General features: G+C 38.1%; 12 protein-coding genes and 1 rRNA gene. 5 read left to right on the top strand and 8 right to left on the bottom strand.

Going from position 1 to position 12,121, the window contains the following annotated elements; translation table 11 throughout:
* The first annotated feature begins 47 nt into the window (after positions 1-47).
* The gene (locus tag AC27E9_RS16830; RefSeq protein ID WP_487132187.1) at positions 48-815 is read left to right on the top strand and encodes a class I SAM-dependent methyltransferase; all 768 of its coding nucleotides are present in this window, start codon (positions 48-50) and stop codon (positions 813-815) included.
* Between the two features lie 8 nt (positions 816-823).
* Here the strand turns inward: AC27E9_RS16830 and dtd are convergent, their stop codons facing one another.
* The 6 genes from dtd to typA form a co-directional block, all read right to left on the bottom strand.
* Positions 824-1,261: a D-aminoacyl-tRNA deacylase gene (gene dtd, locus AC27E9_RS16825; protein WP_487132186.1), complete on the bottom strand. Its 438-nt coding sequence runs from the start codon at positions 1,259-1,261 to the stop codon at positions 824-826.
* On the bottom strand, positions 1,262-2,236 hold the full coding sequence (pip, locus tag AC27E9_RS16820; protein WP_487132185.1) for a prolyl aminopeptidase: 975 nt from the start codon (positions 2,234-2,236) through the stop codon (positions 1,262-1,264).
* A gap of 92 nt (positions 2,237-2,328) precedes the next feature.
* On the bottom strand, positions 2,329-3,198 hold the full coding sequence (locus tag AC27E9_RS16815) for a virulence factor BrkB family protein (RefSeq protein WP_487132184.1): 870 nt from the start codon (positions 3,196-3,198) through the stop codon (positions 2,329-2,331).
* Between the two features lie 199 nt (positions 3,199-3,397).
* Positions 3,398-3,556: a hypothetical protein gene (locus AC27E9_RS16810; protein WP_487132183.1), complete on the bottom strand. Its 159-nt coding sequence runs from the start codon at positions 3,554-3,556 to the stop codon at positions 3,398-3,400.
* A 45-nt stretch (positions 3,557-3,601) separates the two neighbouring features.
* Positions 3,602-3,784, bottom strand: coding sequence for a hypothetical protein (locus AC27E9_RS16805; RefSeq protein WP_487132181.1), 183 nt, complete (start codon positions 3,782-3,784; stop codon positions 3,602-3,604).
* Between the two features lie 313 nt (positions 3,785-4,097).
* Positions 4,098-5,915: a translational GTPase TypA gene (gene typA / locus AC27E9_RS16800; RefSeq protein ID WP_487132179.1), complete on the bottom strand. Its 1,818-nt coding sequence runs from the start codon at positions 5,913-5,915 to the stop codon at positions 4,098-4,100.
* Between the two features lie 317 nt (positions 5,916-6,232).
* On the opposite strand from typA, the gene glnA reads away from it, so the two are divergent.
* From glnA to glnG, 4 genes are all read left to right on the top strand, one after another.
* Complete coding sequence (glnA, locus tag AC27E9_RS16795; RefSeq protein ID WP_487132177.1) at positions 6,233-7,639, top strand: glutamate--ammonia ligase; 1,407 nt, start codon at positions 6,233-6,235, stop codon at positions 7,637-7,639.
* 146 nt (positions 7,640-7,785) lie between these two features.
* On the top strand, positions 7,786-8,280 hold the full coding sequence (locus AC27E9_RS16790; protein ID WP_487132175.1) for a DUF4124 domain-containing protein: 495 nt from the start codon (positions 7,786-7,788) through the stop codon (positions 8,278-8,280).
* A gap of 70 nt (positions 8,281-8,350) precedes the next feature.
* The gene (gene glnL / locus AC27E9_RS16785; RefSeq protein ID WP_487132173.1) at positions 8,351-9,442 is read left to right on the top strand and encodes a nitrogen regulation protein NR(II); all 1,092 of its coding nucleotides are present in this window, start codon (positions 8,351-8,353) and stop codon (positions 9,440-9,442) included.
* Positions 9,442-10,851 carry a nitrogen regulation protein NR(I) gene (gene glnG / locus AC27E9_RS16780; protein WP_487132171.1) on the top strand — a complete coding sequence of 470 codons (1,410 nt, stop codon included), beginning with the start codon at positions 9,442-9,444 and terminating at the stop codon, positions 10,849-10,851. Before glnL ends, glnG begins: the two co-directional genes overlap by 1 nt.
* Before the next feature lie 2 nt (positions 10,852-10,853).
* On the opposite strand, the gene epmA is transcribed toward glnG, so the two are convergent.
* The gene (epmA, locus tag AC27E9_RS16775; protein ID WP_487132169.1) at positions 10,854-11,834 is read right to left on the bottom strand and encodes an elongation factor P--(R)-beta-lysine ligase; all 981 of its coding nucleotides are present in this window, start codon (positions 11,832-11,834) and stop codon (positions 10,854-10,856) included.
* An 85-nt stretch (positions 11,835-11,919) separates the two neighbouring features.
* Positions 11,920-12,034: ribosomal RNA gene (gene rrf / locus AC27E9_RS16770) — 5S ribosomal RNA — on the bottom strand.
* Positions 12,035-12,121: the final 87 nt, after the last annotated feature.

Here is a 12,121-nt window from a genome sequence, read left to right as displayed (position 1 = left end):
GTCTATTATTTCTCTTATTGCTATTAAACACAGGATCGATACAACACGTGAAACTTGCTCAACATGTTAATCAAGGCCAACTAGTTTACCTTAGTAATGATCAAGACCAAATATCCATTTATCAAAATGCCCATTATCGTTGGCTTATGTTTGACGATGTTATTCAAAGTGTGATGCTTTTACGTGCACCTAAACAATTAACCTTACCCCATCAATACGCGGTACTAATGCCACTACTTTTTTTCAAACCTAAGAGTATTATTGAATTAGGCTTAGGTGGCGGCAATTTAAGCCGTTTCATTCAGGCATTAGCACCTGATATAAGCGTCAAAAGTGTCGAACTTTCACAACAAGTAATCACTTGTTATAACAACTATTTTAAAGCTGAAGGTTGTACTTTAATAACAGAGCATACTGACGCTATGTCATGGCTAACGCAAGATGAGCAGTGCCACAGTAATGATATTGACTGGATGATTTGCGATGTTTATCAGCATCACACAGAAAGCTTTCAACGCCGAGTAGCTTTATTAACTGCCTTAACTGATAAGTTGGCAGATAACGCCTGCTTAACTATTAATTTACCTGATTTGGATGACCATGAAATCAACTTATGCTTAACCATTCTCAAACAATTACAAAGTAGCCATAATATTATTTACTTTCACATTCCTCGCTATCTTAATATCGTCATTCATTTGGTACCGAGCCACTGGCAAACAAATAATATAAAAAAGCGCAGTAAGAATTCTTTCTTACCACACTGGCAATACTCAAGGTGGCGTCGACTTTTCGCTCATCATATAAACGCTTGAAGATAAGATTAGATTTGTAGGTTAATTGTGACAGGGCCGTCATTTATTAAGCTAACTTTCATATCCGCGCCAAAAATTCCAGTTGGTACTGTGAAGCCAAAACTACGCAGTTGAGTAGCAAAATATTGATACAAGCCTTTGCTCATATCTGGGCTTGCGGCACTGGTAAAGCTTGGTCTAAGGCCCTTGCTTGTATCTGCCGCTAAAGTAAATTGAGACACGACTAAAATATCACCCCCAACCTGCTTAATGTTTAAATTCATTTTGCCATTTTCATCTTCAAAAATACGATAACCGGCAACACGTTCCGCTAAGCGCTTGGCTTTCGCTTGAGTATCATCTGGTTCGATAGCCAGAAGCACCAATAAGCCCTGTGAAATATCACCTACAAGCTCATTTTCAACACGAACTCCGGCCTCAGATACTCTTTGTAATAATGCAATCATTTACTCTATATTTCCCTGCTCAGCAATAAAATTAGCCATAGTATCTGCTGCTTTACAAAATCCATCAATAGTTTGTGACTCAAAGCCACCGTGCCCAGCTTTAGGTAAAATTTGTAATTGTGCGTTTGGCCAGTTTTTTACTAAGTTATACGCATTACTTAACTGGCATACCATATCGTAACGTCCGTGTAGCACAATTGCCGGAATTTCTGAAATACTAGCTAAACGATTTAAAATAAAATTTTCTTCAATAAAGCATTGATTAACAAAATAATGGCTAGAAATTTTTGCCATACATAACGCTTGATGGGTATCGTCAACATGATGCATTTCAATATGGTGATGCTCAATAGTTGATAACCTCAGTTCCCATAAACACCACGCCTTACTTGCGGCAATAGCTGCTATTTCATTATTACCTGTTAGTACATTATGATAGCTGTGTAGAAGGTGGTTATCGTTTACTGATGAAATATGCTGACTAAACTCTTGATAATACTCAGGGAAAAAACAGGCTGCACCAGTATTATTATACAACCATCGATATTCATTATCCGTACCAAGAAATATCCCTCTAAGAATAAACCCTAAAACCGTATCAGGATATTTAATTCCATAAAGCATTGCCAACGTGGTTCCCCATGAGCCACCAGCAACAAGCCAGTGCTGAATGTCTAGATGTTGACGAATTATTTCTATATCTTCAATTAAATCTGCACTGGTATTAGTCTCAATACTGGGGGAAGGAATAGAACGGCCGCAACCTCTTTGATCCACCAAAATAATACGATATTTTTCAGGATCAAAATAACGACGATGATTTTTGCTGCATCCGCCGCCAGGTCCACCATGAAGGTATATCACCGCAATGCCATGAGGGTTTCCTGATTGTTCAATATATAGTTGGTGCCCACCTGAAACGTCTAACCATTCTGTTTTATACGCAGCAATATTCGGGAAAAGCACTCTAGACATATATTCCTCCTTGGCGAGAATATAATCAGTTTAGTAACTAACACTATAAATTGCGATTTTAAGTTAGCAATTGAAACTGTTAACTAACCTGCTTATTTCTCTGTCAATTTTGCTAAACGTTTTTCCTCAAAATCTTCTAAAGAAACAGTAAACAATGCGCCAACTAAAACGACTAACCAACTTAAATAAACCCACAAAAATAAAATTGGAATACTCGATAATGCCCCATAAATTACTTGGTATGACGGCAATTGGGTAACATAGATAGCAAATGATTTTTTTGCGATTTCAAACAAAATGGCCGCTAGTGTTGCACCTGCAAAAGCAAACCTAGCCGGAATAACTTTATTTGGCACCACCATATATAAAATAAAGAATGCCGCAATAGAGGCAAGTAATGGCAATGCTCTAACAAGAATATTGGTTAATCCTAGAAAGTCATAATCACCAAGCGATACTAATGAAATTATGTATGAGGTCATAACCAAACTACTACCGACTAACACCGGACCTAAAGTTAAGACCATCCAGTACATGGAAAATGAGGTCATTACTTGTCGTTTCTCATTGATGCGCCATAATTTATTTAAGCATTTATCAATGGCAGAAATAAGGAGCATGGCAAGAATAAAGAGTGCTGTAATTGCAACAGCTGACATTTTCGAAGTATTGCTGACAAACCCCGTTATATATTCACGTACCACATCACCAGATGCAGGAACAAAGTTTTGATAAACAAAATTCTCGATCAATTCACGAATTTCAGAAAAAATAGGAAAAGCAGTCATCATTGACAACATAACGACGATTAAAGGTACCAATGACATCAATGTAACGTACGATAAATAACCGGCGGTTACATGAATATGTTCTTTTTTTAAGTTGCCATAAAATAATAATAGAAAGCTAAAAGTGCGCTCTGTAAAACGGTGCTGTTTAATTTTTTCAAATTTATCAAACATAAAGTCCACTATTGGTTATTTTGTCAGTTAATTACTCTAAAGCACTGTTTCGGTAAGCGCATAGTTATATATTAAGGGAATGGTAATAGGAGTGATAGTGAATTGTTACAAATAGGTAGTCAAAAAGTATCAAAAATAGCTAGTACTTTTCTCTAATTAACAATTAGCTATAGCATTTTATTATTCAGTAACAAAATCACTATAAGAACAGTTCTTCAAAATTATCTTCAGGTGTATCAATGCGTTGATTGATTTCAGCAAGTAATTCTGACAATTGCTTCACCTGTTTTGGTCCCGCTAAGCCGTCTTCAAATAACTGGCTTAGCTTCTGTAGCGTTTGAAGCTGCTCGGGTGACATCGAAATATCCTTTTATTTATTATAATTATTATTTTATTAGTATTTCTATCCAGCAGTTAATCTCGATTTAATGGGAAACTCTACCGTATTACTCGCTTTGTGATCTCGCCCGTCATTAATAAATTCATTATATAACGCATTGAGCTCACGCTTTTCTAATAACTTTGCATTATTAGCAACGGCTTTTTCAAATAAACAATTCAATCGCGATAGTTTACTTGGTTCCATAATTTTGCCTTCCTATATGGCTGAATTCACTACGGCTATTAGATGTATTAAATATAGCATCAGTAATAAATACTAAAAGGCAGAAGAAGAATTGAAAATTAAGGAAATTTAAGAAAAGCGAAGAATAAGTTATTTATAATTTTAATAGGCTGATTTTATTAGAATTAATATTGGTCCACTATGTTATGGCTGATTATAGCCTATAGCATTTTGAGACATGTCTTACATAGAGAGGCTCTGGTCGACAAGTTATATCGCACAAAAAAGCCACCTAGGTTTCCCTAGATGGCTTTTGATAAGCTTTTAATTAAAACTATTTAGCTGTACGGCTTTCGCGTTTACGATCAGATTCTTTTAAGAACTTCTTACGAATACGAATGCTGTCAGGTGTAACTTCAACTAATTCGTCATTATCAATAAACTCTAACGCTTGCTCTAATGACATTAAAATAGGTGGCGTTAACGTTTGCGCTTCATCAGTACCTGATGAACGAACGTTAGTTAATTGCTTACCTTTAAGCGCATTTACCGTTAAGTCGTTATCACGTGAATGAATACCGATAATTTGACCTTCATAAATATCAAGACCGTGACCAATCAACATACGACCGCGAGACTGTAAGTTGAATAGTGCATTGGTTAGTGCTTTACCAGTAGCATTTGCGATCATAACACCATTTAAGCGTTGACCAATATCGCCGCCTTTATGCGGGCCATATTGTAAGAATGTATGGTAAATCAAGCCTGAGCCTGAAGTTAATGTCATAAACTCAGTTTGGAAACCAATTAAACCACGACTTGGCATAATGAAATCCATACGAATACGGCCTTTACCGTCTGGTGCCATATCAGTAAGTTCTGCTTTGCGAACACCCATTTTTTCCATGATTGGACCTTGGTGCTGTTCTTCAACATCAATAGTCACAGTTTCATACGGTTCTTCTAACTGACCATCAACTTCACGCATAATTACTTCAGGGCGAGAAACCGCTAATTCGTAACCTTCACGACGCATGTTTTCAATTAAAATACCTAAATGAAGTTCACCACGACCTGATACTTTAAACTTATCAGGATCGTCTAATTGTTCTACACGTAGTGCTACGTTGTGTACTAGCTCTTTATCTAAGCGATCTTTGATGTTACGTGAAGTAACATACTTACCTTCCTGACCAGAAAATGGTGAAGTATTTACTTGGAAAGTCATGTTAATTGTTGGTTCATCAACTGACAGTGGTGGTAAAGCATCTACTTCGTTTGGACAACAAATAGTATCAGAAATCTTTAATTCACCTAAACCAGTAATGGCAATAATATCACCAGCATGAGCAATATCTGTTTCATTACGCTCTAAGCCTAAGTAACCGAATACTTTACCTACTTTACCGTTATGAAGTTTACCGTTAGCACCTTCAACCGTTACTTGCTGGTTTGGTTTAACGCTACCACGAGTAATACGACCAACACCAATAACACCTAAATAAGAGCTGTAATCAAGTTGAGAGATTTGCATTTGGAATGCGCCTTCCAAATCAGCATCCGGCACAGGTACTTGATCAACAATGGTTTGGAAAAGAGGTGTCATATCAGTACCTACTTCGCCTTCTTCCATTGAAGCCCAACCATTAATGGCTGAAGCATAAACAACTTGGAAATCCAACTGGTCATCAGTAGCACCTAAGTTATCAAACAAATCGAAAACTTGATCCATAACCCACTCTGGACGTGCACCAGGCTTGTCAATTTTGTTGATGACTACAATCGGCTTTAAGCCTTGAGCAAACGCTTTTTTAGTTACAAAACGCGTTTGAGGCATTGGGCCCTCTTGCGCGTCAACAATTAGTAGTACAGAGTCTACCATTGACATAACACGTTCTACTTCACCACCAAAGTCAGCATGGCCTGGAGTATCTACAATGTTTACACGGTAGTCGCCCCAGTTAATAGCAGTGTTTTTTGCTAAAATTGTGATACCGCGTTCTTTTTCGATATCATTTGAATCCATAACACGTTCTTCAAGACCATTTCTTGCGTCAAGCGTACCTGACTGATCTAATAACTTATCAACCAAGGTTGTTTTACCATGGTCAACGTGGGCGATGATGGCAACATTACGTAATTTATCTAACACGGGCGTTTTGCTCAATAGGGCTATAATTGGGCGCGTATTGTACAGGAGAAGTAGCAACAAATATACTGTCCTGAAGAAATATAAATTAATTCACATTAGGCCTTTAGTTTTAAACTAAAATAGTTCGAATACCCAAATTAGAGCATACGCACCACAATGCAACATAGACCGCACCAAATCGGTGCAATCCACATTAAATTAAAAAATTAAAACGATATATTTCAATAACTTTACTATTGGCACAATACTCGCTTATGCTCAGACAATAGAAAATGTATTTTTGAAATTTGAAGAACTAACGATACCGGAGACTATCAATGTCAAACGCAGTTTTAGATTTAATTAAAGAACATGACGTCAAGTTTGTTGATTTACGCTTTACTGACTCAAAAGGTAAAGAACAACACGTTTCAATTCCTCATCATCAAGTAAATGAAGACTTCTTTGAAGACGGTAAAATGTTTGACGGTTCTTCTATTGAAGGCTGGAAAGGTATTAATGAATCAGACATGGTGATGATGCCTGATGCCGATTCAGCTGTACTTGACCCATTTACTGAAGCTGTAACATTAAACATTCGTTGTGACATCGTTGAGCCAGCTACCATGCAAGGCTACAGCCGTGACCCTCGTTCAGTAGCTAAACGTGCTGAAGACTACATGCGTAGTACAGGCATTGCAGATACCGTATTAATTGGTCCAGAGCCAGAGTTCTTCGTATTTGATGATGTACGTTTCCACACAGATATGAGTGGTTCTTTCTATAAGATTGATGATAAAGAAGCAAAATGGAATTCAGGCACTTCTTATGAAGAAGGTAACACAGGCCATCGTCCTGGTGTTAAAGGCGGATACTTCCCAGTAGCACCAGTAGATTCTTCTCAAGACTTACGTTCAGCTATGTGTTTAGTAATGGAAGAAATGGGCTTAGTTGTTGAAGCACATCACCATGAAGTAGCGACTGCTGGTCAAAACGAAATTGCTTGTCGTTTTAATACTATGGTACTTAAAGCTGACGAAGTACAAATATACAAATATGTTGTTCATAATGTTGCACATGCATACGGCAAAACAGCGACTTTTATGCCAAAACCAATTGTAGGTGACAACGGTACTGGCATGCACGTTCACCAATCTCTTGCTAAAGATGGTGTTAACTTATTTGCTGGTGATAAATACGGCGGTTTATCAGAAACAGCACTTTACTATGTTGGTGGTATTATCAAGCACGCTAAAGCACTAAATGCTTTCACTAATGCTTCAACTAACTCATACAAACGTCTTGTTCCTGGTTTTGAAGCGCCGGTAATGCTTGCATATTCAGCTCGTAACCGTTCAGCATCTATTCGTATCCCAATCGTGCCAACACCAAAAGCAATGCGTATTGAAGTGCGTTTCCCTGATCCAACAGCAAACCCATACTTAGCTTTCTCAGCAATGCTAATGGCTGGCCTTGACGGCATCAAAAACAAAATCCATCCTGGCGATGCTATGGATAAAGATTTATACGACTTACCTGCGGAAGAAGCGTTAGCTATTCCACAAGTAGCAGCTTCATTAGAAGAAGCACTTGATGCATTAGAAAATGACATGGACTTCTTAACAGAAGGCGGTGTTATGGATAAAGATATGATCAATGCATATATTGGTCTGAAGCGTGAAGAAGTAGAATTATTAAACTCAACAACACACCCTGTTGAGTTCGATATGTACTACAGCGTTTAACTAATTCAACAAGTTAGTTAATAAAAAGCTCACTTCGGTGAGCTTTTTTTGTGGCGAAAAGCACAATATTTGGATAGATTAATAGATAGACCTATGGAACAGGAACTTAACTTTTGATTTATATCGCACGAATATGCATATTTTTAGTGTTATTTACACACGCTGCGCCTTTATTTGCAGGCTCGGCTAAAATATATGTATGGCGTAATGAGCAAGGGGTGTTAGTCTTTTCCGATAGTCCTAAACCTGGTGCTGAAGAAGTCGAAGTAAAAGAACCAAATACCGTCAAGTCTAATATTGATACCTCGATATTAGACATCAAACCAAAAGTAATTCAAGAAGAATATCAAGTTAGTATCACTCAACCAGAAAACAATGCGACAGTTCGGGACAATACTGGCTCAGTTTATGTTTCTGGTCGTATTCAACCTGTTTTCAAGCGCGGGCTTAAAATTCAACTATATCTAGACGACCAACCTTATGAAAAGCCGCAAACTCACTCTATGTTTGTTTTACGAAATGTAGATAGAGGCGAGCATCAAATAAAAATGGCGTTGCTCAGTGATAAAGGCAAGGTTATTGCAACGTCTTCCCCAGTAACGTTTTATATGCACAGAGTCTCTGTTAATAAGGCTAATTAGCAGTATTTAAGTGCACATTGCACCATAATTATTTACACTCGTTACTTAACGCACCATTTCGGTGCAAAGGATGATGATGTCTAATAATGCCGTAAATTTAAAAAAGCTAAAGTTGCACTATCAACAAGCATTGCCTAATCAAATGGTAACAGCAGTTGTGGTGTTAGATCAGCAGCTTGCCATTTGCTATGTAAACCCTGCTGCAGAAGCATTATTAGTTAAGAGTTTAAGTAAGTTGTATACATTGCCGATTGAGCAAGTGTTCTATAACACTCCTATCAACAATGATCGCTTACAGCAGTTACTAACCACAGGACAAGAATTTAGTGACAGTGATGTAACTATCGAATTTTTTGATCATAGACTGATCACAGTAGAAATTACCGCTTCATCAGTAACCTTTGAAAATCTTCCACACATTTTGCTGGAATTCAAACAGATAGATCAGCAAAAACAAATTAGTGCTGAAGCATTTCAGCAACAGCAATGGGAGTCAGCTCGAGATTTAATACGAGGTTTAGCGCACGAAATTAAAAACCCACTCGGTGGGCTTCGTGGAGCAGCACAGTTGTTAGACTTAGAGCTTAATCAGGAGCAAAAAGAATATACCGCCATGATCATTGAGCAAGCGGATAGGTTAACCAACTTAGTTGACCGCTTGCTAGGGCCTAACCAATTACCGGTCATGAAATTGCAAAATGTACATATTGTTATTGAAAAAGTATTCCAATTAATTCAATACGACAATCCGAAAAATATTGTATTAAAGCGAGATTATGATCCTTCGATACCTGACTTAATCTTTGATCAAGACAAACTACAGCAAACCGTAATTAATATTGTGAACAATGCAATACAAGTGCTAAATGCTGGTAATCAAATAACTTTAAAAACGCGCGCCGCTAGCAATAAAACGATAAATGGTAAGCGCATAAAGCTATGTGCGGAAATTAGCATTATTGATAATGGCCCAGGTATTCCTGATCATATTCAAAGCACATTATTTTATCCTATGGTATCTGGTCGAGCGTCTGGTACCGGACTTGGCTTATCAATCTGTCAGACATTAGTCCATCAACATAACGGCAAGCTTTCTTGTAAAAGCAGACCCGGATATACCGAATTCACCATCTTATTACCATTTAGTCGCGAGGCAAGTTAATGATCACAGAACAAGTTTGGATAGTTGATGACGACAGTTCAATTCGCTGGGTTCTTGAAAAAGCTTTATCTAATGCTAATATCAGCGTTGGAACGTTTCACAACCCTGAAGATCTTCTAGTTGCACTTGAGCATAATCAACCCGAAGTAATCATTTCTGATATTCGCATGCCAAACATTGATGGCATGAATCTTCTTGGCCAAATAAACGAAAAATTTGCTGATATTCCCGTGATCATCATGACTGCACATTCAGACTTAGATAGTGCGGTTAACGCATACCAAGGCGGCGCTTTCGAATATCTACCTAAACCATTTGATATTGAAGATGCGATATCCCTTACCCATAGGGCATTAACACATGCCCAAGAACTAAAATCAAAGAAGCAACTTAACATTCCTTCCGTTGACAACGTCGGTATTATTGGCGCAGCACCTTCTATGCAGGAAGTTTTTAGAGCAATAGGTCGATTGTCTCGGTCAAGTATTAGCGTATTAATTAACGGTGAGTCTGGCACAGGTAAAGAGCTCGTTGCCCACGCCCTACATATGCACAGCCCTCGCTCTAGCGCCCCATTTATCCCGCTCAATATGGCCGCAATCCCTAAAGATTTAATAGAATCTGAATTGTTTGGTCACGAAAAAGGCGCGTTTACTGGTGCTAATGCTGTCCGGCAAGGCCGTTTCGAACAGGCTCATCAAGGAACGCTGTTCTTAGATGAAATAGGTGATATGCCACTTGATATACAAACACGTTTATTACGGGTATTAGCTGATGGACAGTTTTATCGTGTTGGCGGCCATTCACCGATAAAGGTTGATGTCAGGATTATTGCAGCAACTCACCAAAACCTTGAAGAGCGCGTTAATAGCAGTGAATTTCGTGAAGATCTTTTTCATCGACTCAATGTCATTAGAATCCACATTCCTAGTTTACGAGAGCGAAAAGAAGACATTGCCCAACTAGCCCTACACTTTTTGAAACAAGCAGCTAACGAGCTCTCCGTCGAAAGTAAAACGCTACATAAAAGTACATTGGTATACCTTGAACAATGTAATTGGCCCGGAAACGTTAGGCAACTGGAAAATATTTGTCGCTTTCTAACGGTTATGGCAAGTGGTAAAGAAATACTGTTAGATGATTTACCCAGTGAATTGACAGATAAAGCTGTAGCAATAAGCAATACTGAGCTTAGTTGGCAAGAGAGTCTTAAAGCTTGGGTTAACAATGAATTAGCCCAAGGTAGTAGTAACATAATCGATAATGCTTTACCTGAGTTTGAAAAAATACTACTTAAATGCGCTCTAAAGCACACACAAGGCCATAAACAAGAAGCTGCTAAACGTCTCGGTTGGGGCAGAAATACGCTTACAAGGAAGCTTAAAGAACTTAATATATCCGATTCCTAATTCTAGGCTCTATCTATTGGAAAACTCAGTACTTGCTCAATTGAGTCTCGATTTAGTGCTAACATAATTAAGCGGTCAATGCCTAAAGCAACACCGGCGCATGTCGGTAAACCATGAGATAAAGCATCGATAAAGTTTTTATCAATAGGACGCTGCGCCATACTCAGCTCAGCTCGTTTATTGTTATCATCTTTAAATCTGTCAACCTGTTGTTCCACATTAGTCAACTCATTAAAGCCATTGGCTAATTCAAGTCCTCTGAAATAGCATTCAAATCGTTCGGCCACTCGAGCGTCTTCTGTGCATATTTTCGCAAGTGACGCTTGACTTGCAGGAAAATTATAAACAAAACAAGGAACCTCTTTACCAACCTTAGGCTCAATTAGCTCAGCCATAATAAATTGCAAAAGAGTATCTTTATTGTTCTCTGCTGCCAACCAATCACTAAAAGCGCCATATTCTTTAATTACTTTCAACAATTGCGCTTTTGTTGTATTTAAAGGGTCAATGCCTACTTCGCGAAGAAATAAAGCCTGATAACTAATTCTCTCAGTACTTTTACAACCAAGTACTTCTTGTAAAAACTCGGCCAATTCATCCATCAATTGAAAATGATCAAAGCCAAGTCGGTACCACTCAAGCATAGTAAATTCAGGATTATGATGATGCCCGTGCTGTTCATGACGAAATGCTTTGCATAATTGAAAACAACAACCGTAACCAGCAGCCAACAAGCGCTTCATTGCATATTCAGGAGAAGTTTGGGCGTACAATGTAGTTGAACTATTAATATCACTATCAGAAAAGTAATTGTAGTCGGTAGTAAAAGCGTCTAAATGAACATCGGTAATTGTAGAGTTTGAAAATAAAGGTGTTTCAACTTCAATAATATCGCGAGCAGAGAAAAAAGATCTCACTGATGCGAGTATTTTTGCTCGTAATTTGGCATCTTGCCAACTCATACTCGGTCGCCATGCACTCATTAGAGTATCCTTATTATCAACAATTATTTATTTGATATCTTAAACGAAAAAAGCCCTTGTCAATAGACAAGGGCTTGGAAAAGAAGTCTGATAATGTCCTACTCTCACATGGGACCTCCCACACTACCATCGGCGCTACTGCATTTCACTTCTGAGTTCGGCATGGGATCAGGTGGGACTACAGCGCTATTGTCATCAGACAAAAAACGTTATGAATTAATTAACTTATAAATTAACTAAGCCATAAGGTTTTGACAAAAAGCCCGTCACTTTCGTAACGGGCTTCT

This window comes from Colwellia meonggei (assembly GCF_057537295.1).
Note: the sequence above shows the minus strand (reverse complement) of the source record. Positions and strands in the feature narration are given on the sequence as shown.